The organism is Actinoplanes sp. NPDC051537 (assembly GCF_055586105.1).
The window spans coordinates 1-24,053 of sequence record NZ_JBVJIU010000008.1 but is presented as its reverse complement, the minus strand read 5'-3'; the positions used below and the strand labels follow the sequence as shown (position 1 = coordinate 24,053).

Here is a 24,053-nt window from a genome sequence, read left to right as displayed (position 1 = left end):
CACGCCGATGAGTACGCGCCCGGGCCGCGCCGAGATCAGATCCGCCCGCGGACCCAGCCGCTGAGCGCGCCGGCCCAGCGCCGCTGGAAGGCGCGGACGGTGGGGATGCCGGGCGGGTCGGGCAGGCGGCCGGCGCGCTCGAAGGAGCCCGCCATCGCCGCCGCGAAGCCGGTCACCAGGACCGGGTCGATGCCCTCGATCGCCCGGGCCGGGTCGCTGCCGGAGACCAGGATGTCGCAGGCCAGCCACATCCGGTCGATCCATGCCGGCCCGAGGCAGGCCCACGGCCAGTCCACGATCACGATGCCGCCGCCTGTGCGGACCAGCATGTTGTCGGCCCGCACGTCGCAATGCAGCAGCGTGTCGCCGCGTCCGAGGGCGGCCAGGCACCGGGCGGCGGCCGCGCTCAGCTCGGGCAGGTGATCGGTCACCCAGGGGTCGAGGTCGGCCGGGGGATCGGCGGCGATCGCGTCCCAGGCGGCGAAGTCGGTGGCCATCTGGTCGGCCGCCGTGGGCACCCCGGAGATCGGCGCGGGCGTGAGCGTGGCGGCAAGCACGTCGAGCGCGGTCACGGCCGCGTCGATCTCGCTCTCGACCCAGGGCGCACGGGGTTGAGCACCGTCGACGTCCTCGAGGACCAGGACCACCCAGTCACCGTCGTCGAAGCCGCCGAGCATCCGCGGAACGGGCGCCGCCGCCGGCAGCGCCGCGGTGATTTGCATCTCCTGCCGGGCGAGCTCGGCCGAGCGGGCGTTGATCGCCGGCGTGACCGCCTTGACGAAGGCGCGCCGGCCGGACTCGGTGACCACCCGGTCGGCCGAGCCCGCGGAGAACCCGCCGGCCTGCGAGTCGGCCGCGGTCACCCGGCCGCCGCCGATGATCTCCTCGGTCCGGGAGCGCACGGCCTCGGGCATGTCCCGCCAGCCGATCCGGACTCTCGCCGCCTGCGTCATGCGCTTGATCGTGGCAGCCGGGCCCGCCGCGGCGAAAGCGCAATTTCTTGTCGTACCCCTCCACCACACTCACCCCATGCCCACGAACCTCCCGCCCCCGATCCCGGCGACCGACGACGAGTGGCTCACCGCGCTGCGGGCGCGCGCCGAGGAGGCGCGACGCCGCCGCGACGAGCGCGCCGAGCGGCGCCGGCTGACCGCCCGCCGCCGCGCGCACGGCATGGTCGACCGCAACGCGGCCCGCCTCGCCGAAGCGCGCGCCCGCGCCCGCCGCTCCGCGGGAAATCGGGTGCCGTCCGCCGAGGCGTGAGATACCACGAGAGATGTAAGGGTCATCTACCCCCTCAGGAGGACGCCAAGATCCTGCGCCTTCGACAGGCTGACTGGTGGGTCGGTGAGGCAAGCTCGAAGAGGGGTGTCCATGGGGTCGCTTGGCTGGGCTGTCGTGCTGTCCGTGTTGTCCGCCACGAGCTATGCGGGCGCGGCCGTCGCTCAGGAGCGGCTGGCCGAGAACCGCCAGCGGGGTCTCGCCCGGTGGGCCGCCGCGCTGCTGCTGACGGCGGGCGGGGTGGTCCTGCACGTGGTGGCGCTGAATTTCGGCACGGTGGCCGTGGTGCAGGCGCTGGGCACGCTGACGCTGCTGTTCGCCCTGCCCATCTCGGTGTTGCGCTACCGCGTGCGGATCGGCGTGCCGGCCTGGATCGACGCCGGCCTGACCGTCGCCGCCCTCGCCCTGATCCTGTCGCTGTCGGTCGAGGCCGACGACCCGCCGCTGCTCACCGAGACGTCCAGCCGCGTCCTCTCGGCGATCACGCTGGGCGTGGTCGCGGTCCTGGTCGGCGTCTCCGCCGGGGTCTCCGCCCGGTCACCCCGCTGGCGGGCCCTGCTGCTGTCGGCCGCCGCCGGCGTCGGCTTCGGCATCTCGTCGGTGCTGTCCAAGGCCGTCCTGGCAACCTTCACCGAGGAGGGCGTCGGCGCCGTCTCCCTGTTCATGGCCGGCATGGTCGTGCTGCTCGGGGCCGGCGGCTACCTGCTGAGCCAGCTCTCCTACCGCGGCGCCGGCCTGGCCGCTCCGCTGGCGACGGTGAGCGTCGCCAACCCGATCGTGGCCGCCATCGCCGGCATCGTGGTCTTCGACGAGGGCTTCCGCTTCGGCGTGCCGGGCCGCATCGTGGTGGCCCTGGCCGGCATCGTCATGACCCTCGGCGTGATCGGCCTGGCTCGCCGCACCACCAGCCCGGGCGCCGTGACCGCCGATGCCGACCCGGCCACCGCCGAGCGCGACTCACGCTCGGCGGACGGCGGGCATGCGTCGGATGCCGAGCGGCCCCGGGGCGTCGAAGTGTGAGGCGTGGGGGGGGGGGGGGGGGGGGGGCCCCCCCCCCCCCCCCCCCCCCCGTGCCGGTGCCGGTCAGGCCGGAATGGTCCAGCGCTGGTTGGACTGGCCGTTGCAGGTCCAGATCTGGAGCCGGGTTCCGTTCGCGGTCGACTGGCCGGTGGCGTCCAGGCAGCGGCCGGTCGCCGGGTTGGTCAGGGTCTGCGACGCCGAGTTGTAGCGCCACTGTTGGTGGGGGTTGCCGGCGGTGCAGTCCCAGATCTGCAGCTTCGTGCCGTCGGCCGCCGTGCCGCCGGTGACGTCCAGGCACTTGCCCAGGGCGCGGACCGTGCCGTCGGCGGCCATCGTCCAGGCCTGGGCGCTGCCGCCGGTGTCGCAGGTGTAGAGCTGGACGGCGGTGCCGTTGACCGAGCTCGCCGCCGCCACGTCGGCGCACCTGCCGCTCGCCACGCCGCGGACCTTGCCGGTGGGGGAGGAGGGTGTCGAGCCGCCGATGGTGATCTCGCCTCGGTTGAGGACCCGGGCGTCGTAGTAGGTGCGCTTGATCTCGTTCTGGTCGGGGTTCCAGGCTGGGTCGGTGAGCCAGCCGATCCAGATGCTGAAGTAGGTCCAGCGGGGCTGGGCCCGCAACGTCTCGGGAGTCGGCACGGTGCCGTTCTCGGCCATGCCGATCGGCTTGTCGCCGGCGATGCCGAGCATCGCCTGGTAGTACTCCGTCGTGGGCTGCTTGTTGGACCAGATGTCCAGCGTGGCGAGGTCCACGTAGGACGCGCCCGGCCAGTAGTCGGCCAGGTGGGCGGCGCCGCCGGCGATGTCCTTGACGTTCCAGACCCAGATCAGGTTGGTCAGGCCGAGGCTGTCGTAGTAGTCCTTCGTGATCTGGTAGAGCCGCCGGCTGCCGTTCGCGCCCGGCCGGCCGCCCCACCAGGACCAGCCCTCGTTCATCTCGTGGATCGGGCGGAACAGAACCGGCACGCCGCTGTTCTGGAGGTCGCGCAGGAACGGGACGGCCTCGTCGAGCCGCCGCTTCCACGCGGCGTTCAGAGAGGACCCGGAGGTGATCAGCGAGGTCCACTGCGCGTCGGTCAGCTTGCTCTCGATCGCGCCGTCGCCGTAGTCCCAGTGGCAGGTGGTGGCGACCGTGGGCGGGCAGGCGTGCCAGACCAGGGCCGGGATCGTGCCCGCCGCCCACACGGCCTTGGCCTGGGCGATCACCGTGGGCCGGGCGTTGATGTCGGTCTGCTCGAAGGCGAAGTCGCCGCCCCAGACGCCCGGGTAGACGCCGGTGATGTCGTGCACCTTCTGCTGCCAGGTGTTCGGCGCCGCCGAGGGCCCGTCCTGCTGGCCGGACAGCGTGTAGCTGCCGCTGATGCTGTGGAAATAGTCGAGGACGTCGGTGCGGGTGGCGGGGCCGGCCGCCCGGGCCGGGACGGGCAGGGCGGCGGCGAGCGAAAGCGCGACGGCGGCGGCCGCGAACACGCGGGTGACTTTCATCGGGGGACGGCTCCTCTGCATAGGCGACGATCGATCGCCAGCATGAGTCCGCCGTCACATGGTGTCAAGGTTAGATTAATAATCTAAATCGTCGCGGGACGTCGTTTCGTTCTCGTCGGCCGGGGCTCTAGTTCGTGCTCTCGCGGACCACGATGTGGGCGTGCGGCGCCTCGTAGACCGCGGGCGGCTTGCCGGCCATGGCGTCGAGCATGGCGTCGGCGGCCAGCTCGCCGATGCGGCCCACGTCGTGGCTCATCGCCGAGAGGGCGGGCGCGGCCAGCTGACATTGGGCCGAGTCGTCCCAGGCGACGACCGAGACGTCCCGCGGCACGTCGCGATCGTGCTCGCGCGTCACCTCGAGGCCGGCGATGGCCATGACGTCGTTGTCGAAGACGATCGCCGTCACCGGGATGCCCAGCAGCGCCTCGGCCGCGACCTTCCCGGACTCGTACGAGTAATCGCCCTCGGCCTGATGGATCGCGATGCCGCGGGCCGCCGCCTCGGCCTCGAACCCACCGCGCCGCAGTTGCGTGTGCGCGAGCGTGAGGGGGCCGCTGACGTGCCCGATCGTGCGGTGGCCGCGCTCCGAGAGAAAGCGCACGGCTTCCCGGGCAAACCCGGCGTCGTCCGTCCACACCGTCGGCAGCCCCGGCGCGGTCGAAGGGTCGCCGATCACCACGGCCGGCAACGCGAGGCGCCCGACCAGCTCGACCCGATCGTCCCCGGGCGCGAGGTCGACCAGAATCACGCCGTCGACCCGGTGGTCGGCGGCCCACTGCTCATACGTCTCGGTCTCGGCGTCCCGGTCGGTCACCACCTTGAGCAGCACCGAAACCCTCGCGGGCGTGAGCACGCGCTCGAGTCCCTCGATGAACTCGTGGTAGTAGGGCTCCTCACCGAGCACCCGGGAGGGCCGCGTGAGCACCAACCCGACCCGCCGCAATTGCGTCACCTGGCTCCCTCCGCCGCTAGGTACCGTAGCGCCTGAGGCTGACCCGGCCACGCGGAAGCCGGGCACGCCGCGCCGTGCGCTGACGGGTCGGCCCCGATGGCCGACTCTGTCAATCGGATCGTGGTCAGTGCCGGCAACCCGACTCGGACCGGTCGGCCCAGCTCTTAGCGTCCTGGAATGGCCGGTTCGCTGATGTACGAGATTCGCGCAGTCCACACGTATCAACGTCGTTTCGATCTGCCGGACTTCGAGGCTGCGCTTGCGGACTGCCACATCTACCTGATCTCCCGGCGGCCATCCGTCCGAATAGATTCCGACTCTGCTCGGTTTCACCCGAGAGAGATCGCTTTCGAAGTCCGCACGAAGCCCCATAGCGAAGCCTCGTCCGCCAGGCACCGCTTCTCGATGACCGGTGACTTTCTCCGCCGGGGAAATGATTTCCGCGCTTACCACGGCGGCGCATACTTCTCGTTCCGCGTGGATTCGGTGCTGCTGCACGGCGACGCCTGGGCTTTAAGCGCACTCTGCAGTCGCGCACGTGAGGACATCTCGCGGCATGAGGTTCTCTACATTGGTCAGGCCTTCGGTAAGGAAGGGTCGAACAATGCATGGACGCGGACCAAGCGACATGAGAAGTTGCAACGCATATACGAGGAGCACGACGACGGATGGCACGTGTTCGTCACAGCCTTCGAGCTGACCCGGCGTGATCGGGTGAGCACGGATCACCTCGACGATTCCGAGCCGGGCAGCGCGGACGGCATCTTGGATCCAGCCGGGGTCTTCTGGAACCGGACGGACCGCCGGCCGACGGCCGTTGCGGTGGATCTGGCCGAACACGCCCTGATCGCCTACTTCGATCCTCCCTACAACGATCTGCTGCGCGAGTGGCGGCCCGAGCATCCGACCACTGCGATGGGAGTCATGCGGAAGGCGGGATTTCGGCTGCTTCGCGTCGCGGCAACCGCGGCCCGGCGGCGTATCAGCGCGGGGCGCCGGGACGTGGAAAGGCCGGCTCCTGATGCTGGACGATCCGGGACCCATGCTCGCCGAAGCGGAACTCTCGGAAGTCGTGCTGCAATCGTTCGGTCAGAAGGCACCTCGGCTACGAAAACCTCGGGACGTCGTTCTTGCTGATCGCGATGAGGATGACGTCGAGAATCTCGAAAGGGCTTTCGAGATTCTCGCATCGAAGACGTTCCCTTACAACGGACCGGATTTCGATCACGAGTCCGGACTGATAAGCGTTGGCCGCGGTGTGCACGACGAGATTCTGCGGTGGCGAGTGCTGGACTCGTCGCGACGACCGTGGCACGGCGTCATCATGGGGCCGCCCGAATCGGGTAAGACAAATTCGCTCACGGTCGTTACCTTTGGTACCGTCCGGTCCGGTCCGTTCCTTCCATGGATGATCGATCTGGGCAACCGGCACGGGATTCAGAAGTTCCTGCCCATGGTCGATTGGCTGGGTGTCGACCTGCACGAGATCACTCTTATGCTCGGCGCCGCGGCCAACATCGCTCGCGGCCGCAAGGAACGAGGCGGATTCCAGGTCAGCCGGGAAACTCCGGCCATTCTCGTGACGATGGAGGATGCCCATCTTGTCTTCGCCCAGTCGAGCCAAGCGGTTCAGTTCGCGGAGACGATAGCCTGCGACGGGCCGGACGGCGGCGTGGCCCTGGTGATGACCCTGCCGGACGGCAACATCGCACGATTCGGCGACAGCGAGGTGCTGCGCTCCGCCATCGGCCGGTACAACAAGTTGTCACTGGGACAGGTGGACGGCGCCGGAATGTTCGACGCGTTTGATTAGGCGAGTTGACTCCCGCCCGATGGGCCAACTGGGCGGACCATGAAGACGTCGACCGGGTCCTCCGACTCCACGACGAAGCCGTGCCGGGCGTAAAGGCGCTGGGCCGCGCTGCCCTGCAACACGTTGAGGCCGACCGTCTGGCCGCGCGCGTCGGTCTCCGTGAGCAACGCCCTCAGGATGGCCGATCCCAGGCCCTGCCCCTGGTGCTGCGGCGCCAGGTAGAAGTGCTCCAACCACTGCCGATCATCGGCCGGGCGCAAAGCCACGCTTCCCGCGAGATCGCCGTCGACCGTGACGATCGAGGTGTGGGCCGGGCAGAACGAGTCGCGCAGGCGTTGTCGTACACGGTGGTCGTCGTAGCGGCCGAGGCGCTCCAGGTCGGCGCGCAGCACCACCGCCCGCAGGTCGGCCAAGGGCTCGAGGTCGGCCGGGGTCGCCGGGCGTAGCTTCACGAGCGGGAAGTATCTCAGGTGGGAAGGGCCGGCCAGGCGACGTCGTCGATGGCCAGCCACGGCGCCGCGGCCACGGCGGTGGGGGTCAGGCCGGCGAACTCGCGAACCTCGCGGTGCAGGTGGGACTGGTCGACGTAGCCGGCCGACGCCGCGGCATCGGCGGGCGCGTGCCCGGACGCCAGCAGGTGGGCCGCGTGGTCGAAGCGCACCAGGCGGGCCGCCACCTTCGGGGTGACGCCGACCTGGGCGCGGAACCGGGACCACAGGCGCTTGCGGCTCCACCCGACCTCGTCGGCCAGTTCCTCGACCCGCACCCGGCCCCGGCCGCCCCGGGTGCGCCGCCAGACGTGGGCGACCTCCGGGTCAACCGCGGCCGATCGGCAGCCGCGAGCCACCGCCGAGGTCGCGATCGCGAATCGCTCCTCCCACGAACCGGCGGCCCGGATCCGCTCCTCGAGGCGCACGCCCGAGCGACCCCAGATCTCGTCGAAAGGCACGACCGCGCCGGTCAGGTCGGCCGAGGCGCCGAACAATCCGGCGGCCACCGGCGGCGAGAGCCGGATCTGCAGGCAGGCGACCAGTCCCTGGCCGCCGGCCCGCAGCTCGCCGGGCAGCAGGCCGATCACGGCGCTGCCGCGGCGCCGCCGGCCGGCCGCGTCGTAGATCAGGGCGTCGCCGTCGCTGAGGTCGACCAGCAGCGTGACCGACGGGTGCGCGACCATGGCGATGTCGACCAGCGGGGACGGCACGCGCTGACGGAACCCGGCCATCCGGACGCCGGGCGGCAGGCTCGCCGGACGCGGCACCGCGATGCTCACGTCGGACCACAACACGCGCTCAGCCTAGGCCGCGAAATCCAGGAGCGTCTTGCTCGCCGCCTCGGGATCCTCGAACATCGGCAGGTGCCCGACGCCGGGCAGCATCTCGATCCGCACGTCCGGCACCGCGTAGTACTGCTGGGCCGACGCCGGCTCCCAGCGCGGGTCGGCGGCGCCGAAGATCACCAGGACCGGGATGCCGAGTCCGGCCAGGCGCTGGGGCACGCTCTTCTCCGAGAGGTACGCGCTGTTGCCGCGCATCACGCCGCGGAAGGCTCGATAGGTCGTGCCGCGCAGCTCGGCCACGACCTCGTCGGGAATCTCCACCGGGCCGGCGGCCGTCGACGCGATGCCCTTGCGGGTCAGGTCGTCGGACCGCCGCGACCAGAGCAGCCCGCCGAGCGGCGGCGCCATCAGCACCCGCAGGATGAGCGGCTGCGGCAGCAGCGCGTCCATCCGCGGCCCGCAGCTGATCAGTGCGATCGACCGCACCAGGCCGGGCCGCTGCTCGGCGAGCGAGGTGGCGACATAGCCGCCGCTGGAGTGCCCGGCGACGGTGACCCGGCGCAGGCCGAGCTCATCGAGCAGGGCGGCCACCCGGGCCGCCTGGTCGGGCACGGCGTACGACTCGGGCGGCGCCGACCGCCCGCAACCGGGCAGGTCGACCCGGATGACGTGATGGTCGGCGGCGAGCAGCGGGACCATCGGGCGCCAGGAGCCCGCCGCGGCCCCCGATCCGTGGATGAGCAACAGCGGTGGCGCCTCGCGTGGCCCGTCGTGCTCCACGTGCATCCCATGCGAACTCATACCGGCGACGATCCGCTCGACGGCCGCCGCCGGTATTGGACAAATGTCAGCCCAGCTCGTACTCGAACCAGATGCGATGCGTGCCGTCCTCGTCGACGGTCAGGCCGCCCGTCCCACGGATGCCGGTCAGCTCGCCGGTGCCGCTGGCGGGGACGATCGTCAGGAACTCGGCCTGCCGGTCCGCGCCCGTCGTGGTGGCCGAGTGCACGAAGTTGAAGGCGCCCGGGCGCCCGCCGACGCTGCCTTCGAACGACTCCATCGCCACGTACGTCCCGGTGCCGCTCGCCGGGTCGAAGGCGGCCGTGAACAGCGTCTCGGACCGCCCGTCGACCTCGCCGGCGAAGGTCTTGCGCATGGTCGCGACGCCGACCGGCAGCCCGGTCTTGATCTCGCCGGACGGCACCGGGGCCGGGGTGAAGCCGGCCACGTCGAATGTTCCGCTTGCTCGCATCCCTGCACCGTACGGCCAATGGCTGACAACAACCGTCAAGTTTGGTAGCGGGGCAGGGTCACGGTCACCACGAGGCCGCCCTCGTCCCGCGCGACCGCCGCGACCGCGCCGCCGTGGGCCCGCGCGACCGCCCGCACGATCGACAGGCCGAGGCCGGCGCCCGGCCCGTGCAGCCGGTCCGACTTGTACCGGCGGAACGGCTCGAACAGCCCGGGCACCTCGTATCGCGGGATCACCGGCCCGGAGTTGGACACCTCGAGCATCACCCAGCCGTCCGGGCGCGTTCCCGTGCGTACGCGAACCCAGCCGTTGTCGCCCGAATTGTGCCGCACCCCGTTCTCCACCAGGTTCTGCACCAGCCGTTCCAGCAGCACCGGGTTCCCGGCCACCACCGCCTCGGCGGGCTCGGTCACGACCTTCACCGTGTCCGACACCGCCACGTGCTCGACGATGTCGGCCAGATCGACGTAGGACCGCTCGGCCACCGGCCGGTCCGACTGCGCCAGCAGCAACAGGCCGTCGATCAGGCGCCCGTGCCGGTCGTTGATGGCGAGCAGCGTCGTGCCCAGCTGGCGGACCTCCTCCGACGGCGACTCCCCGGCCAGCGCGACCTCCAGCAGCGTCCGGTTCAGCGTCAGCGGCGTCCGCAGCTCGTGCGACGCGCTCGCGATGAACCGGCGCTGCCCGTCGAAGGAATGGTCGAGCCGCTCGAGCATGACGTCGAACGTGTCGGCCAGCTCCTTGATCTCGTCGGACGGCCCGGTCAGCGCGATCCGCTCGTGCAGCCCGCGGTCCGCGTCCGGGGGCGCCTCGGCGATCCGGCGCGCAGTCGCGGTGATCTGGTGCAGCGGCTGGAGCATCCGGCCCGCGACCAGCCAACCCAGCGCGATCGCGGCCGCACTCACCACCGCCAGCGCGATCAGCCCCTGGGTGAGCATGGTGTGCAGGGCCGTGTTCTGGGTGCCGCTGACGATCCTCTCGACGAACTTCGGCTCGGGGCCCAGACCGGCGGTCTCCGGTCCGACCGAGTTCGACGCCTCGCCGGCGACCGCCATCGGCAGCCGCTGCTGCACGAGGATGTACGTGGCGCCCAGCAGCACCATGCCGGCCAGCACGAAGAGGCCGCCGTAGACCAGGGTCAGGCGCGTGCGAACGGTGACTCTCATGGGATCCGGTACCCCACTCCCGGCTCGGTGAGCACGACCGGCGGATCGCCGAGCTTCCGCCGCAACTTCAGGATGGTCATCCGTACGGCGTGGGTGAAGGGATCCGCGTTCTCGTCCCAGGCCTTCTCCAGCAGCGACTCGGCCGACACCGCCGTCCCGTCGGCCCGCAGCAGCTCGGCGAGCACGGCGAACTCCTTGCGGGACAGCGGCACGTAGCGGCCGTCGCGGTGCACCTCCCGCCGGTACGGGTCGAGGCTGATCCCGGCCCGGCGCAGCACCGGCGGAGCGGCCGGACGAGCGCGACGGCCGAGCGCCGCGACCCGCGCGGAGAGCTCGCGGAAGGCGAACGGCTTGGGCAGATAGTCGTCGGCCCCGAGCGCGAGCCCGGTCACCCGGTCGTCGATGCCGGCCGCCGCGGTCAGCATCAGCACCCGGGCATCGAGGCCCCGGTCGCTGATCAGACGGCACACGTCGTCGCCGTGCATCACCGGCAGATCCCGGTCGAGCACCACCACGTCGTACTCGTTCACGTCGATGCGCTCGAGGGCGGCCGCGCCGTCGTACGCGACGTCGACGGCGTGCGCCTCGTGCCGCAGGCCCTGCGCCACCGCGTCGGCGAGCAACGGCTCGTCCTCGACCACCAGGATCCGCATGCCTCCATGGTGCCGCGTGCCCGCGTCAATTCGGCGTCACGTTTTTCCGTGACGGCCGGGAAACCCGCCGGCCGCTCTACTGCATGGCCAGAAGGGAGACGGATATGCGATTCAAAAAGGCCGCGGCGCTGCTGCTCTTGCCGGCTCTCGTGACGGCATGCGCGCACACCTCGGCGAAGGACCCACAGGTAGCGAGTGCGGGGAAGAGCACGGCGAGCGCCGGCGCCAGCCCCAGCCCGAGCCGGTCCGACGACCCGGATGCCCCGCTCAAGTTCGCGCGGTGCATGCGCGAGCACGGGATGACCTGGTTCCCGGACCCGAGCAGCGGGAAGCAGTCGATCGCCATCCCGCAGGGCACCGACGCCAAGAAGTTCGAGGCCGCCCAGGAGGCGTGCAAGCAGTTCATGCCGGACGGCGGCCAGGTGCACAAGCCGAGCACCGAGGATTTGCAGGCCATGCGCGACCAGGCCAAGTGCATGCGGGAGAACGGCGTCCCGAACTTCCCCGATCCACAACCGGACGGGGGACTGGTCATCGACCCGAAGAAGCTCGGCGCCGGCCCCGGCGACCCGACTTTCGACAAGGCGGAAAAAACGTGCGAGAAGTACCTGCCGAAGGGCGCCGGGAAGCACCAGGAGAACCATTCCAACTCCGACTCCGGCGGCGGCGGCCTGACCACGAACATGGGACGGATGGGATGAGCGCGCGGAAGAAAGCGGGCGTGGTGGCCGGAGTGGTGACGGTGGGTGCGGTGGCCGCGGCGGTCACCGTGTTCAACCTGCCCGACGCCGAGAGCAGCAGCAACAACTCCGCGAGCGGAACCACGGTTGCGAACACGGCCGAGATCGCCAAACAGACGCTGGTCGACCGGGAGACGCACGACGGGACGCTCGGGCACGGCTCGACCACGACACTGGCGGCACGCGGGAGCGGCACGGTGACCTGGCTGCCGGTGGCCGGTTCGACGATCACGCGCGGTAAGGCGCTCTATCGGCTCGACAACAAGCCGATCGTTCTTCTCTACGGGACGCTCCCGGCGTACCGGAACCTCTCCTCCGGGGTCAAAGGCGCCGATGTCAAACAGTTCGAGAAAAACCTGTGGGCGCTCGGGTATCGCGGATTCACGGTGGACAGCAAATACACGTCGGTCACCGCCTCCGCGGTGAAGGATTGGCAGGAGGACCTCGGCCTCAGCGAGACCGGCACGGTCGAAACCGGCCAGATCGCGTACGCCGACACGGCCGTCCGCGTCGATTCCCGGAGCGCCGAGAAAGGCGCCGCCGTGCAACCGGGCACCGAGCTGATCAAGTACACCGGCACCAGCCTGGTCGCGACCGTCGACCTCACCATGGACGCGCAGCGCCTCGCCAAGCAGGGCGCCACGGTCCAGGTCGCGATGCCCGACGGCAAGGTGCTCCCCGGAAAGATCGTCAAGGTCGGCACCACCGTGCAGGAGGGCCAGGGCGATCAGGAGGACACCACGCTGATCGAGGTCACGGTCGCCTTCTCGGGCGCGCCCAAGGGCCTGGACGAGGCGGCGGTGTCCATCAACTTCACCTCGTCCGAGCGCAAGGACGTGCTCACCGTGCCGGTCGCGGCGCTGCTCGCGCTGTCCGAGGGCGGCTACGGCGTCCAGGTCGTCGACGGCACCGCCACCCGGATCGTCGCGGTCGAGACCGGCCTGTTCGCCGACGGCAAGGTCGAGATCACCGGCGACGGGCTCCGGGCCGGGATGACGGTGGGGATGCCGGTATGAACCCGGTCGTCGAGGCTCCCGCCGGCCCGGTCATCGAGCTCACCGGCGTCACCAAGACCTACCCCGGCGGGGTCACCGCGGTGCGCTCGGTCGACCTGGCCGTCGAGTACGGCGAGCTGGTCGCGATCGTCGGCCCGTCGGGGTCGGGCAAGTCGACGATGCTGCACCTCATCGGCACGCTGGACCGTCCGTCCCGCGGCACCGTGAAGATCGACGGGCACGACGTGGCCACGCTCTCGGACCGGCAGCTCTCGGCCCTGCGCGCGCGCCGGGTCGGCTTCGTGTTCCAGCAGTTCCACCTCGCCCCCGGCCGGAACGCGGTCGCCAACGTCGCCGACGGGCTGCTGTATGCCGGCGTACCGAAGAGGGAGCGTGAGTGGCGCGCCGAGGCCGCCCTGGTCCGGGTCGGCCTGGGTGACCGGCTCACCCACCGCCCGCACGAGCTCTCCGGCGGTGAGCGTCAGCGCGTCGCGATCGCCCGCGCGGTGGCCGGCGATCCGGCGGTGCTGCTCGCCGACGAGCCCACCGGAAACCTCGACTCGGTCTCCGGCGCCGGGGTGGTGGAGCTGCTGCGCGAGCTGAACGCGGCCGGCACGACGGTGCTGGTCATCACCCACGATCACGGGATCGCCGGCAGCCTGCCGCGGCAGGTGCCGATGCGGGACGGGGAGGTGGTTCCCGATGTCGCTCAGCCCGGCTGGGTTGCGGCCGTCTGACCTTCTGCGATTGGGCGGTACGGGGTTACGGGCCCGCCCGCTGCGCGCGGTGCTGTCGGCGCTCGGCATCGCGATCGGCATTGCCGCGATGACAGCGGTGGTCGGCATCTCCTCGTCCAGCCAGGCCGATCTCGATCGTGCCCTGGCGGCGCTGGGCACCAACATGCTGACCGTCACGCCCGGCCAGACCATGTTCGGCAAGGACGCGAAGCTGCCGGACCAGTCGGTTTCGATGATCCGGCGCATCGCTCCCGTGCTGTCGGCGACGGCGACCGGCTCGGTCGACGGGACCGCGGTGTACCGCACCGACAAGATCCCGGCCGGGCAGACCGGCGGCCTCGCGGTGCTGGCGGCCCAGCTCGACCTGCTCAAGACCGTCGGCGCCAAGATGACGGACGGGACGTGGCTGAACGCGGCGACGGCCCGTTACCCGGCGGTGGTCCTCGGCGCCGACGCGGCCCGGCGCCTGGGCGACGTGCCCGCGGTCTACATGCTGGGCCGCTGGTGGACCGTGATCGGCGTGCTCGACCGGGTGCCGCTGGCGCCCGAACTCGACTCGGCGGTGCTGGTCGGCTGGCCGGCGGCGGCGTCGTACCTGGGCTTCGACGGCCACCCGACGACGGTCTACACCCGGGCGCTCGACTCGCAGGTCGAGGCGGTGCGCGGCGTGCTGGCCCCGACGGCGAATCCGTCGAGCCCGAACGAGGTCAAGGTCTCGAAGCCATCCGACGCCTTGGCCGCGCGCCGAGCCACGAATGCGACATTTACCGCATTGCTCCTGGGCCTGGGCGCCGTGGCGCTGCTGGTCGGCGGCATCGGCGTCGCCAACACCATGGTCATCTCGGTCCTGGAACGCCGAGCCGAGATCGGCCTGAGACGCTCCCTGGGCGCGACGAAGGGCCAGGTGCGAACCCAGTTCGTGGCCGAGTCCCTCCTGCTGTCCCTGCTCGGCGGCGCCGCCGGGGTGCTGCTCGGTTACCTGGTGACCGGCGTCTACTCGACAACCCAGAGCTGGCCGACCGTGGTCCCACCATGGGCCCTGGCCGGCGGCGTGGCCGCAACCGTCGTGATCGGCGCGATAGCCGGCCTGTATCCCGCCATCCGCGCGGCCCGGCTGGCCCCGACGGAGGCCTTGGCCGCGGCGTGACGGCGGGCGCGTGCCCGGGAAGCACCACGGGGACTTCCCGGGCACCGTCGACCAAGGTCGCGGGGCAACGCTGCTACGGCAGACCGAACCGGCCGCGACCCAACTCCGCTTTACTGCCCGGCAACGCTGCGCGCATCCCGGTTTCTGACGGCCCAAAGCCTCCGCACAACCGGGTTCTTCCGGTCGTCGGGAAAGTGCTCGTCGTGGCGGCTCCACCAGCGGATGCGCTTCGCCGAAGTTGACCCGCGTCTTCGTGGCGCGACCGCGGTCGACGTGCTGTCTGGACGTTCTCGGTCAAGCAGTTGCAGGCCCTGCGCATCGACAAGCCATACCGGCGCCGCGCCCGCGCTGCTCGCTCTGCCGTCGGCCGTTTTCCGCCTGCGGGTCGCCCGTCGCAAGGTCGCCGAATGATTGCCGCGTGATCGCTGCGGGCGGCGGGCGCGGCGCACTCACCGGCATCCTGTCCGCCGGGTGGGCCGGCGTCGTTCTCGGGGCGGTCGTGGTGATCGCGTTGATCGGCTTCCTCGCCGGGGTTCTCGGCAGCGATCAGCGGTCCCGGCGGTTCACGGCGGTCCTGCACGCGCTTCGTGGTCGCGGCGGCGCGCCGGCCCCGGAAAGTCGGGAACTGCCGGAGGGTGCCGCCGGGCAGCCGGGCTTAGGTGGGTCTGAGCCGATCTTTAAGGACTCCTGAAGGAATCGGCGAACGCGGGTGGGAGCACGGATAGTGCAGGTGCCTACCCCATGTCGTCGATCGATGAGGAACACTCTTGCTCGCCCGTCATCGCAAGCCTGCCCGGAAACGCTCGCTCGTCATCGCCGCCGTTGTGCTCGGGGTGGGGGGCGCCACCGTTGCGGGGGTTGCTTCCGCGCAGACCTTCGACCGGCACCGGGCCGTGCGGCCCGTCGCGGCCACCAGCGCCGCCGCTCGGCCGGCGGCCGGGTCCCTCGGGCCGGCCACCACCGCGGCCGGGTCGCGGCGGCATCGGCCCCGGCCCACGGCGACCACGAGCCGGCCGCCGACCACGGTGCCGCCGACCACAGCGCCGGCGACCGCGGCGCCGACCACGGAACCCACCACCGTGGCGCCGACGACCGCTGGCCCGACGACCGCCGCGCCGACCACCGTGCCGCCGGTGACCACGGCGCCGGGCACCGTGCCGCCGGCCACCAGCGCGCCCGGCGGCGATCCGGTGATCACCGCCGCTCTGGAACACATCAACTCCGCGCGTACGGCAAACGGCTTGTCGCCGTTGACCTTGAGCTCCGCGCTCTCCCAGGCGTCGCAGGCGCACAACGCGCTGATGGCCGGCGGATGCGGGCTCTCGCACCAGTGCCCGGGCGAGGCCGGGCTGGGCGACCGCTTCACCGCCGCCGGCGTCTCCTGGACCTCGGCGGGGGAGAACATCGGGCAGGGCAACGCCGCCGACAACCAGGTGCAGATCATCGCGGCCGCGAACGGGCTGACCGACCTGATGCTCGCCGAGGTGGCGCCGAACGACGGGCACCGGCGGAACCTGCTCAACGCCGGATTCAAGCGGATCGGCCTCGCCGTCACCCGCGACAGCAGCGGCAAGGTGTGGTTCACGCAGGATTTCGTGAACTAATTCCGCGATATTCGACGGCCGGTGGCCTCTCCACGAACGTGTGGCGAGGCCACCGTTTTCATGCCGTCATGAATAGGCCTGTCTCGACATGAGCGGCCGGCCGCGGGGGCGCCATCTGCGCCGATGTCCTCCTCGCCCGCCCGCACTCAGCCGTGCGACCGGTTGCCGAGGCCTGTCGGACTACCCCCGAAGCGTGATGCCGGAAAGAGGCGAACTCGCTTATCTTCTGTCGGTATCAATGAGCTTCCACCAGAAAGTCTCGTCATGCCCTACGGCAACGCAGCTCCCGTGACCGGTGGCGCCGGCGCTCTTTTCATGTCTCATTTTCTCGGCCTCGACAACATCCTCGCGGCGGCGATCATGGCGGTGCTGTTCGGGATCGCCGCCTTCCGCTACGGGTCCCGGATCCGTCGCGGCCGCGCGGTGATCTTCACGCTGGCCGGCGCGGCCATGGCCGGGGCGGCGTTCCTCGCTCACGCCGGCGGCCTGAGCTGGACCATGTCGATCGCCGCCGGGCTCGCGGCGGCCGTCGCCGCCCTCGTCCTGTCCTCCCGCCTCGTCCCGCAGGAGCGTCGTGCCCTCGCCTAGAGCCCGCCTCGTCCACCTGGTCATCATCGCCGGGGTCATCATGGCCCTGGAGGCGGTGACCTTCGTGGTGAACCGGCAGACCGACGATCCGCTGCTGATCGGATACTGGTGCTTCGGCGCGTTGGTGATTCTGTTCTGTCTGGTCACTTTTCATTTCGGCCGCCGCTACCTCGATCGGCCGCCGGCCGAGGGCCGGGTGCTGTGCATCATTCCGGCCTACAACGAGGATCAGGAAAACCTGGTCGGCTGTGTCCGCAGCATCCTCGAGCAGACCATTCCCGTCGATATCGAGGTCATTGACGACGGTTCCGGGGTGCCGATCCTGCCGTTCGAACATCCGCGCGTCACGTGGCGGCGGCAGCCGAACACCGGAAAGCGCGGCGCACAGGTCGAAGTCCTCAAGGCGCACGGCCGAAAGGTGGCGGGCCGCTGGCGTTCCAACACCTATCAATTCGTGTTGACCGTCGACTCCGACTCGCGGCCGGCGCCGGACGCGCTGGAGCACCTGCTCCGGGCGATGAGCAATCCCAAGATCCAGGCGGCGACCGGCATGATCTACATCCGCAACTTCGGCGACAGCTTCGTCGCCCGGGCGGCGGACATCGACATCGGCACGAGCTGCGTCATGATGCGCGCCTCCCGGTCGATCCTCGGCTGCCTGGAGACGACCTCGGGCGCGCTGGCCATCTACCGGGCCGATCTCATCTACGACCACCTCGAGGCGTACGCGGTGGAATGCGGCACCGGCGACGACCGGTGGCTGGCGCTGCGGGCCCTCGAGCGCGGTCAGGTCGTCGGGGTGGCCGAGGCGCTGGTCGAGACCGACATGCCGACGACCCTGCAGGGCACTTACCGGCAGCGGCTGCGCTGGGCCCGATCGTGGTGGTGGATGCTCCCGTACGTCTTCAAGAACCTCGACCTGCGGCAGCTGATCTCCCCGACGTACGGCATGCTCCAGCTCGTGATCGCGCCGGCCATCACGCTCTGGGCTCTCGGCGGCATCGTGGCCGGGATGATCTCGGGGCACGAGCGGTACAGCGGCGGCAAGGGACTGCTCGCGTTGGGTGTCTACCTCGGCGCGTACGTCATCGTGCGGTGGGGTCTGTCCGGCCTCTATCTCGTCGGCCGGCCCGGCATGCCCGCTCGGCAGAAGTGGCTCTCGTTCCTGGTCGGCACCCCGGCGGCGATCCTGCTGAACCTGCTGCTGCTCACGCCGACGCGTTACGTGGCGCTGTTCAAGCTGTTCGACAACCGCTGGCAGACCCGCACCTCGAAGGCGGCCCCGGTGAACTACCACATCTCCCGGCACGAGCCGGAGGACACACCCACGCTGCTCATGCCGGTGGTGCGCGACGCCGACGGCCGGCCGCTGCACGTCACGGTGCCGCGGGCGCGGCGCGAGGTCACGCTGACCTGGACCGTCGTCGAGTAGAAAGCCGAAGAAAGGGGGCGGCCGCTGCCGCCCCCTTTTGTCGTGGGGGTTACTGCGCCGCCATCGAGTAGTCGTCGGTGACGATCGTCCCGGTGCCGCTGATCTCGAGGCCGAAGCTGATCGCGGTGGCGTCCCCGGGCAGCGGCGCCGTCACGAAATCGGTCAGCTTCCAGGTCGCCGACGTCTCGACCGACGGCCCGTTCGCCCAGTACGCCCAGTCGCCCGAGTGCTTGCGGTAGTAGACGACGATGCTGACGTCCGTCTTGTCCGGCCACTCGCCCTTGTACCAGAGCCAGGTGCCGTACCGGGTGCCCGGCTTGACCGGCCCGAGGCAACGGGAGCCGGCCGGGTCCCGACTGATGATCAGCTTCCGGTCGCCGCCGGTGGAACGGTCGACGACCAGCTGCTCGGCGGTCGCTCCGGTGTGCGCGCCGGAGACCCGGGACCACTGGGCCGGCACGCCGCCGGTGTCGTTCTCCGCGTGCTCGAAGCAGGTGGGCTCGTCGGCCCGGCGCTTCTCCAGCGACGGGTTGTGCACCACGTTGGCGGCGCCCGGCTCGGGCAGGGGCGGGGTGGGCACCCGGCCGCCGGTGGCGTCCTCGCGGATCGCGGTCGTCGAGCACAGGCGGTGCGCGTTCATGAAGTCGACGATGGGCTGGAGCGCGGCGATCGAGTTGAGGGTGTCCTCGCGGCCGCCGTCGTGCATGGTGACGATCGTGCGGTCCCGGATGCCGTTGAGGCGGTAGCCGTCGCTGGTGTAGCCGTTGACCACGTTCGCGATGATCTGCTCGGTGGTGGCGCCGGACCAGTCCTTGGAGTCGACGATGTTCGAGTCGGTGATGCCCCACGGCGAGACGATCCGGTAGCCGAGCTCGCGTGCCACGTCGTCGGCGCGGGCGTCGATGTCGCCGTACGGCGGCCGGTACAGCTTCGGGCGGGGGACTCCGGCGGCGACGATGGTACGCGTCGCGCCGTCCAGTTCCTGAACGATCTGATCCCGGGTCAGCGCCGCCTTGCCGGTCGACTCGCCGGTGATCGACGCGTGGTCGTACGTGTGGTTCTGCACCGAGTTGCCGGCGGCGACCAGGTCGCGCACCAGCTTGGCCGCCTTGGGGCCGCCGTCCTCGATGTTCTTGCCGATCATGAAGAACGTCGCCGTCAGGTGCAGCGCCTCGAGTTTCTCCAGCAGCTCCCGGGTGTGGACGCCGGGGCCGTCGTCGAAGGTGAGCTCGATGTGCCCGCCCGAGCAGTCGTTGTTGATCGGCCGCGCCGGCTCACCCTTCGCCGGTGCTTTGTCGGCGACGATCAATGCCCCCGGCAATGCCAGTCCGGCGGCCGCCAGGAATGCTGCCGACCGCCATTTCGTGGTTCGCCCGTTTCGGCGACCCTGCTTGGTCGCGTCGTTCATTTTCGGTACCGTCCGCTTTCATGAATCGCGTCGTGAAAATGGCGATCGCCGTCGTGGTGTCGATCGGGGCGCTCGGCTCTTCCGGCGCCGAGGCCCGGCCCGCCGCGGCCACGTTCCTCTTCGGAGCGGCGGTCGATGACCTGCGCAAGAGCCGTCAGCGGCTGCCGGCCCTCGAGGCCGAGCTGGGTCGTCCGGTGGACATCGCTTCGACGTACGTCGATTGGACCTATGTCTTTCCCGGCCCCACCGAAAGATGGATGGCGGCCGGCGGGAAACGGAAGGTGCTGATTTCCTGGGAGCCCTGGAAAATTCGATTCGGTGACGTGACCGCGCACCGCCGGGACTCCTATCTGACGGCGGTGGCGGAGGCGATGCGCGACTATCCCTTCGACCTTTACGTGCGCCCGTGGCCGGAGCTGAACGGGAACTGGTCGACCTGGCAGCCGACGCCGGACGGCGCCAAGCGGGACGGCGGGACCCCGGCCGAGTTCGTGGCGGCCTGGCGGTACGTCGTGTCGTTCTTCCGCGACCGGGGCGTCCGCAACCTGAAGTTCGTGTTCAACGTGGACGCCTCCGACCTGCCGTCCAATACGCCGGTCCCGCGGATCTGGCCGGGATCGGCGTACGTGGACGTGCTGGGGATCGATGGTTTCAACTGGAACGAGGGCGGCTGGCGGTCGTTCCGGCAGGTCTTCGCCCCGATGTACGCGACCGTGACCGGCCTCGACCCGGACCTGCCGGTGTGGATCACCGAGTTCGGGTGCGCGCCGGGACCGGCGAGGCCGGCCTGGCTGTCCGCGATGATGACCACGCGGGCGTTTCCCCGGCTGCGGGCGGTGGTCTATTTCGACGTCAAGAACTGGCGCCTCAGTTCCGCGGACCGGCGCGCGATCCGGCCCCATCTCAGAGAGCGGTGACGACCGGGTGAGCGGCCAGCCCGCCGCGGGTGTCGAGCACCCGGGGGACGGCTCGCACGATGGCGTCGTACGGGACATCGCGGTGGTCGGTGAGGACGACCGCCAGGTCGAAGCGGCCCGGCGTGGCGAGCAGGTCGTCGAGCTCGTCGCGGCCGCCGAGGAAGCCCTCGGCGTGCGGCTCGTAGACGGTCACGGCGGCGCCGAGCGCGGTGAGCCGGGAGATGACCTCGACCGCCGGTGACTCGCGCAGGTCGCCGGTGCCGGGCTTGTAGGCGGCGCCGACGACGAGGATGCTGCTGCCGTTGACGGTGTGCCGCCCGGCGTTCAGCAGTTCGGTGATGCGGTGCACGACGTAGGCGGGCTGGGCCCGGTTGATCTGCATCGCGAGGCGGACGAACTCGAAGCCGGCGCCCGCTTCCCGCTGCACCGCGTCGGCCAGGTATTCGGGGTCGATCGGCAGGCAGTGCCCGCCCACCCCCGGTCCGGGGAAGAACGGCTGGAACCCGTACGGCTTCGTGGCCGCCGCCCGGACCACGTTCCAGACGTTGATGCCCAGCTCGTGCGCGTGCCGTCCGAGCTCGTTGACCAGCGCGATGTTGACGTAGCGGTAGGTGTTCTCGAGCAGTTTCGCGGTCTCGGCCTCCTCGGCCGTCTCGACCGGCACCACCGTCTCGCAGATGCCCTCGTAGAAGGCGCAGGCGGTCTTTCCGGAGGTGGCGTCGAGCCCGCCGACCAGCTTCGGCGTGTTGGTGAACCGCCACGATTGGTTACCAGGGTCGATCCGCTCCGGCGAGAAGGCCAGATGCACGTCGGCGGTGGTCGCCAGCGCGTCCCGGAAGGCGCCGCGGGTGGTGCCGGGCGCGACGGTCGACTCGAGCACGACGAGGTCGCCGTCCCGCAGGTGCGGCCCGATGTCGCGCGCCGCGGCCAGCACCGCCGTCAGGTCCGGGCGTCCGTCGCGCAACGGGGTGGGCACGGTGACGATGAAGGTCGAGCAGTTCTCCACGGCATTGCGGTCGTACGCGGGCAGGTAGCGGCCCGTATCCAGCATTTGCGCGACGTCGTTGTCCGTTACGTCGTCGATCGGCGAGCGGCCCTGCTGCAACTGCCGGACCTTGGGTTCGTCGATGTCGTACCCGACCACGGTGTGGCCGGCGTGGACGGCGGCGTGTGCGACGGGCAGGCCGACGTATCCCTGCCCGACCACCGCGACGCGTTCCGAAGGTGCCGATGCGGTGACGATGGGTGGCCTCCTCGATGGGGTTTCCTGGCGCGAAATAACCTACGACGCGTCGGTTATTTCGGAAAACACCCGAATGAGGTCATCCGAAAGCTCTTTCACATGGCCGTACGGCTCAGCCGTGCAGCGTGGGCCGGTAGACCAGCTCCTGAATGTCGCCGTCGAGCGTCCGGCTCTCGATCAGCTCGAGGTCGAAGTCCTCGGCGCCGCGGAAGATCGGATCCCCGCCCGTGCGCCCGGTGACCACCGGAAAGAGCGTGACCTGAATCCGGTCGACGAGCCCCGCGGCCATCAGCGCCCGGTTCATCGACAGGCTGCCGTGCGACCGCAGCGGCACCGCCGACTCCGCCTTGAGCCGCCGCACCACGTCGACCGCGTCGCCGCTCTCCACGGTCGCGTCCGGCCAGTCCTTGACCTCCGGCGTCGTCGACGACACCACGGTCGCCGGCAGGTTCCGCATCCGCGTGACCCACGGGTCGAAGACGGTCTGCTCGGCCCCCGAGGCGAGCATCTCGACGAAGAGCCGATAGGTGTTGCCGCCGAAGACCATCCGCTGTTCCTGGCTGTAGACATCGAGGCGGTGTTGGAGCAGCTCGGGGCCCTGCTTGCCCCAGTAGCCACCCCAGTCGCCGCTCGCGGTGCCGAAACCGTCAAGGCTGGTGAAGAAGTCAAACGTGTACGTGGCAGTCATGGTGTCCTCCTCGTCGGGTACTACGGGACAGACCGCCACCGGCGCCGAAACTCATCGCCGTTCGGTAGCCTCACCGCCGTGACGGGAACGTTGCTCTTCATCATCGGCCCGCCCGCGGTCGGCAAGATGACCGTCGGCGAGCAGATCGCCACGAGGACCGGCCTCCGGCTCTTCCACAACCACCTGGCAATCGAGCCGGTACTGCGCTTCTTCCCGTTCGGAAGCCCGCCTTTCGGCCGGCTGGTCGACGGTTTCCGCCGCGACCTGATCGAGGAGGTGGCGGCCAGCGACCTACCCGGCTTGATCTTCACCTACGTCTGGGCGTTCGACCACCCACAGGACGAGAAGGCGGTGCAGCAGTTCGCCGCCCCCTTCCACCGGCGCGGCGGCCGCGTCCTCTACCTGGAACTACTGGCCGACCAGGCCGAAAGACTCCGCCGAAACGAGGGCGCTTCCCGCTTGGCCGAGAAGCCATCCAAGCGAGACATCGACTTCTCCCGCCAAAACTTGATCGACCTGGACAGCCAATACCACCTGAGCTCAGACGACAGATTCGCCGGCAACCCAGACTTCCTACGAGTCGACAACACGCACCTGGCCCCCGCCGAGGTCGCCGCCAAAGCGATAGCCCACTTCAAGCTCCAGCCCCCGCCGCGCTAAGCCGTAATGGCCTCGCCGCAGGCCCCACGCGCGAAGCCGTAAAAGGTCTCACCCAGGCCAAGCCCCCACAAAGCGGAAACGGTCACGCCCACCGCACCCACCGCAACGCGGGGCGTCCGGGGGCTCGGCCCCCGGAGCGGATATACGAGCCGCCCCCGGCCCGCGCACTCCGCGGACAGGGGGCACCCAAAGGCTCGCGCGCCCGGCAGTGTGTTGGTTCAGGACATAGGAAACCCATGTCTCAAGACATCGGAAACGGTGTGTCGGGACATCGGAAACTCTGGATGCTGGTGATCGTCGCGGGGTGTCCAAAGCCCGTCTCGTGATCACCGCTGTTGTCCTCGAGGGTCGTAGCCAGGCCGAGACCGCCCGCGCCTACCAGGTGTCGAAGGGCTGGGTCTCCAAGCTGGTCGCCCGGTACCGGGCCGAGGGTGAGGCCGCGTTCGAGCCGCGCTCCCGGCGGCCTCGTTCGTCACCCACCGCGATCAGCCCTGACGTCGTCGACCTGATCATCGCGATCCGCAAAGACCTCACCGAACGAGGCCTGGACGCCGGCCCGGACACGATCGGCTGGCACCTGCGCCATCACCACCGCATCACCGTCTCGAGGGCCACGATCGCCCGGCACCTGAGCGCGCAGGGCCTGGTCACGCCCGAGCCGGCCAAACGGCCGAAGTCGTCCTACATCCGCTTCGCTGCCGAACAGCCCAACGAATGCTGGCAGGCCGACTTCACCCACTACCGGCTCACCCGAGCTGACGGCCGGCCCGGCCCCGACGCCGAGATCCTGTGCTGGATCGACGACCACTCCCGCTACGCACTCTCGGTCACCGCCCACCCCCGGGTCACCGGCCCGATCGTCGTGCACGCCTTCCGCGACGCCGTGACCAGGCACGGTGTTCCAGCCTCCACGCTCACCGACAACGGCATGGTCTTCACCACCCGGCTCTCCGGCGGCCGCGGCCGCAACGGCCTGGAACACCAACTACGCCACCTCGG

28 protein-coding genes are annotated in these 24,053 nt (G+C 70.4%); 15 read left to right on the top strand and 13 right to left on the bottom strand.

Annotated elements, in window-relative coordinates; all coding sequences use genetic code 11:
- Positions 1–35: 35 nt before the first annotated feature.
- Complete coding sequence (locus ACZ6TB_RS20365; protein WP_465556093.1) at positions 36–953, bottom strand: phosphotransferase; 918 nt, start codon at positions 951–953, stop codon at positions 36–38.
- 76 nt (positions 954–1,029) lie between these two features.
- Here ACZ6TB_RS20365 and ACZ6TB_RS20360 point away from each other — a divergent pair, with 76 nt between their 5' ends.
- Positions 1,030–1,263: a hypothetical protein gene (locus tag ACZ6TB_RS20360; protein ID WP_465556092.1), complete on the top strand. Its 234-nt coding sequence runs from the start codon at positions 1,030–1,032 to the stop codon at positions 1,261–1,263.
- 111 nt (positions 1,264–1,374) lie between these two features.
- Positions 1,375–2,301 (top strand): DMT family transporter, encoded by a 927-nt coding sequence (locus tag ACZ6TB_RS20355; RefSeq protein ID WP_465556091.1) that lies wholly within the window; start codon positions 1,375–1,377, stop codon positions 2,299–2,301.
- Between the two features lie 63 nt (positions 2,302–2,364).
- Here ACZ6TB_RS20355 and ACZ6TB_RS20350 read toward each other — a convergent pair whose 3' ends face one another.
- Both ACZ6TB_RS20350 and ACZ6TB_RS20345 read right to left on the bottom strand, forming a co-directional pair.
- Positions 2,365–3,783, bottom strand: a complete 1,419-nt coding sequence (locus tag ACZ6TB_RS20350) for a glycosyl hydrolase (RefSeq protein WP_465556090.1) — start codon at positions 3,781–3,783, stop codon at positions 2,365–2,367.
- A gap of 127 nt (positions 3,784–3,910) precedes the next feature.
- Positions 3,911–4,735 (bottom strand): LacI family DNA-binding transcriptional regulator, encoded by an 825-nt coding sequence (locus tag ACZ6TB_RS20345; protein ID WP_465556089.1) that lies wholly within the window; start codon positions 4,733–4,735, stop codon positions 3,911–3,913.
- 177 nt (positions 4,736–4,912) lie between these two features.
- On the opposite strand from ACZ6TB_RS20345, the gene ACZ6TB_RS20340 reads away from it, so the two are divergent.
- Together ACZ6TB_RS20340 and ACZ6TB_RS20335 are read left to right on the top strand one after the other, a co-directional pair.
- On the top strand, positions 4,913–5,872 hold the full coding sequence (locus ACZ6TB_RS20340) for a hypothetical protein (protein WP_465556088.1): 960 nt from the start codon (positions 4,913–4,915) through the stop codon (positions 5,870–5,872).
- The gene (locus ACZ6TB_RS20335; RefSeq protein ID WP_465556087.1) at positions 5,808–6,548 is read left to right on the top strand and encodes a hypothetical protein; all 741 of its coding nucleotides are present in this window, start codon (positions 5,808–5,810) and stop codon (positions 6,546–6,548) included. Before ACZ6TB_RS20340 ends, ACZ6TB_RS20335 begins: the two co-directional genes overlap by 65 nt.
- On the opposite strand, the gene ACZ6TB_RS20330 is transcribed toward ACZ6TB_RS20335, so the two are convergent.
- The 6 genes from ACZ6TB_RS20330 to ACZ6TB_RS20305 are packed head-to-tail and all read right to left on the bottom strand — an operon-like array spanning position 6,545 to position 10,895.
- Complete coding sequence (locus ACZ6TB_RS20330; protein WP_465556086.1) at positions 6,545–7,000, bottom strand: GNAT family N-acetyltransferase; 456 nt, start codon at positions 6,998–7,000, stop codon at positions 6,545–6,547. The two genes, ACZ6TB_RS20335 and ACZ6TB_RS20330, sit on opposite strands and share 4 nt — an antisense overlap.
- 14 nt (positions 7,001–7,014) lie before the next feature.
- Positions 7,015–7,833 carry a helix-turn-helix domain-containing protein gene (locus ACZ6TB_RS20325; protein WP_465556085.1) on the bottom strand — a complete coding sequence of 273 codons (819 nt, stop codon included), beginning with the start codon at positions 7,831–7,833 and terminating at the stop codon, positions 7,015–7,017.
- 9 nt (positions 7,834–7,842) lie between these two features.
- Complete coding sequence (locus ACZ6TB_RS20320; RefSeq protein ID WP_465556084.1) at positions 7,843–8,625, bottom strand: alpha/beta fold hydrolase; 783 nt, start codon at positions 8,623–8,625, stop codon at positions 7,843–7,845.
- Between the two features lie 46 nt (positions 8,626–8,671).
- Entirely contained in the window at positions 8,672–9,076 is a 405-nt protein-coding gene (locus tag ACZ6TB_RS20315; protein WP_465556083.1) for a DUF3224 domain-containing protein, read from the bottom strand.
- A 35-nt stretch (positions 9,077–9,111) separates the two neighbouring features.
- Positions 9,112–10,242: a sensor histidine kinase gene (locus tag ACZ6TB_RS20310; protein WP_465556082.1), complete on the bottom strand. Its 1,131-nt coding sequence runs from the start codon at positions 10,240–10,242 to the stop codon at positions 9,112–9,114.
- Positions 10,239–10,895 carry a response regulator transcription factor gene (locus tag ACZ6TB_RS20305; RefSeq protein ID WP_465556081.1) on the bottom strand — a complete coding sequence of 219 codons (657 nt, stop codon included), beginning with the start codon at positions 10,893–10,895 and terminating at the stop codon, positions 10,239–10,241. The genes ACZ6TB_RS20310 and ACZ6TB_RS20305 overlap by 4 nt, the downstream gene beginning before the upstream one ends.
- Positions 10,896–10,999: 104 nt before the next feature.
- On the opposite strand from ACZ6TB_RS20305, the gene ACZ6TB_RS20300 reads away from it, so the two are divergent.
- The 5 genes from ACZ6TB_RS20300 (at position 11,000) to ACZ6TB_RS20280 (ending at position 15,205) form a co-directional block, all read left to right on the top strand.
- Positions 11,000–11,596, top strand: a complete 597-nt coding sequence (locus ACZ6TB_RS20300) for a hypothetical protein (RefSeq protein ID WP_465556080.1) — start codon at positions 11,000–11,002, stop codon at positions 11,594–11,596.
- The gene (locus ACZ6TB_RS20295) at positions 11,593–12,651 is read left to right on the top strand and encodes an efflux RND transporter periplasmic adaptor subunit (protein WP_465556079.1); all 1,059 of its coding nucleotides are present in this window, start codon (positions 11,593–11,595) and stop codon (positions 12,649–12,651) included. Before ACZ6TB_RS20300 ends, ACZ6TB_RS20295 begins: the two co-directional genes overlap by 4 nt.
- Entirely contained in the window at positions 12,648–13,367 is a 720-nt protein-coding gene (locus tag ACZ6TB_RS20290) for an ABC transporter ATP-binding protein (protein WP_465556078.1), read from the top strand. Before ACZ6TB_RS20295 ends, ACZ6TB_RS20290 begins: the two co-directional genes overlap by 4 nt.
- Positions 13,333–14,514 (top strand): ABC transporter permease, encoded by a 1,182-nt coding sequence (locus ACZ6TB_RS20285; protein WP_465556077.1) that lies wholly within the window; start codon positions 13,333–13,335, stop codon positions 14,512–14,514. The genes ACZ6TB_RS20290 and ACZ6TB_RS20285 overlap by 35 nt, the downstream gene beginning before the upstream one ends.
- A gap of 418 nt (positions 14,515–14,932) precedes the next feature.
- Positions 14,933–15,205 (top strand): hypothetical protein, encoded by a 273-nt coding sequence (locus ACZ6TB_RS20280; RefSeq protein WP_465556076.1) that lies wholly within the window; start codon positions 14,933–14,935, stop codon positions 15,203–15,205.
- An 87-nt stretch (positions 15,206–15,292) separates the two neighbouring features.
- Here the strand turns inward: ACZ6TB_RS20280 and ACZ6TB_RS20275 are convergent, their stop codons facing one another.
- Positions 15,293–15,730 (bottom strand): hypothetical protein, encoded by a 438-nt coding sequence (locus ACZ6TB_RS20275; protein ID WP_465556075.1) that lies wholly within the window; start codon positions 15,728–15,730, stop codon positions 15,293–15,295.
- 34 nt (positions 15,731–15,764) lie between these two features.
- Between ACZ6TB_RS20275 and ACZ6TB_RS20270 the strand changes: the two genes are divergently transcribed.
- The 3 genes from ACZ6TB_RS20270 (at position 15,765) to ACZ6TB_RS20260 (ending at position 18,138) form a co-directional block, all read left to right on the top strand.
- Entirely contained in the window at positions 15,765–16,118 is a 354-nt protein-coding gene (locus ACZ6TB_RS20270; protein WP_465556074.1) for a CAP domain-containing protein, read from the top strand.
- 264 nt (positions 16,119–16,382) lie between these two features.
- Entirely contained in the window at positions 16,383–16,706 is a 324-nt protein-coding gene (locus tag ACZ6TB_RS20265; RefSeq protein WP_465556073.1) for a hypothetical protein, read from the top strand.
- Positions 16,693–18,138: a glycosyltransferase family 2 protein gene (locus ACZ6TB_RS20260; RefSeq protein WP_465556072.1), complete on the top strand. Its 1,446-nt coding sequence runs from the start codon at positions 16,693–16,695 to the stop codon at positions 18,136–18,138. The genes ACZ6TB_RS20265 and ACZ6TB_RS20260 overlap by 14 nt, the downstream gene beginning before the upstream one ends.
- Before the next feature lie 49 nt (positions 18,139–18,187).
- Here the strand turns inward: ACZ6TB_RS20260 and ACZ6TB_RS20255 are convergent, their stop codons facing one another.
- Complete coding sequence (locus ACZ6TB_RS20255) at positions 18,188–19,546, bottom strand: polysaccharide deacetylase family protein (RefSeq protein WP_465556071.1); 1,359 nt, start codon at positions 19,544–19,546, stop codon at positions 18,188–18,190.
- Between the two features lie 20 nt (positions 19,547–19,566).
- On the opposite strand from ACZ6TB_RS20255, the gene ACZ6TB_RS20250 reads away from it, so the two are divergent.
- On the top strand, positions 19,567–20,463 hold the full coding sequence (locus ACZ6TB_RS20250) for a glycoside hydrolase family 26 protein (RefSeq protein WP_465556070.1): 897 nt from the start codon (positions 19,567–19,569) through the stop codon (positions 20,461–20,463).
- Here the strand turns inward: ACZ6TB_RS20250 and ACZ6TB_RS20245 are convergent.
- Both ACZ6TB_RS20245 and ACZ6TB_RS20240 read right to left on the bottom strand, forming a co-directional pair.
- Positions 20,450–21,670, bottom strand: a complete 1,221-nt coding sequence (locus ACZ6TB_RS20245) for a nucleotide sugar dehydrogenase (RefSeq protein WP_465556069.1) — start codon at positions 21,668–21,670, stop codon at positions 20,450–20,452. The two genes, ACZ6TB_RS20250 and ACZ6TB_RS20245, sit on opposite strands and share 14 nt — an antisense overlap.
- A gap of 148 nt (positions 21,671–21,818) precedes the next feature.
- Positions 21,819–22,394, bottom strand: a complete 576-nt coding sequence (locus ACZ6TB_RS20240; RefSeq protein ID WP_465556068.1) for a dihydrofolate reductase family protein — start codon at positions 22,392–22,394, stop codon at positions 21,819–21,821.
- Positions 22,395–22,472: 78 nt separating this feature from the next.
- Between ACZ6TB_RS20240 and ACZ6TB_RS20235 the strand changes: the two genes are divergently transcribed.
- Together ACZ6TB_RS20235 and ACZ6TB_RS20230 are read left to right on the top strand one after the other, a co-directional pair.
- The gene (locus ACZ6TB_RS20235) at positions 22,473–23,054 is read left to right on the top strand and encodes a DEAD/DEAH box helicase family protein (RefSeq protein ID WP_465556067.1); all 582 of its coding nucleotides are present in this window, start codon (positions 22,473–22,475) and stop codon (positions 23,052–23,054) included.
- A gap of 304 nt (positions 23,055–23,358) precedes the next feature.
- On the top strand, positions 23,359–24,053 hold a 695-nt coding region (locus ACZ6TB_RS20230; RefSeq protein WP_465556066.1), incomplete at its 3' end, for a helix-turn-helix domain-containing protein.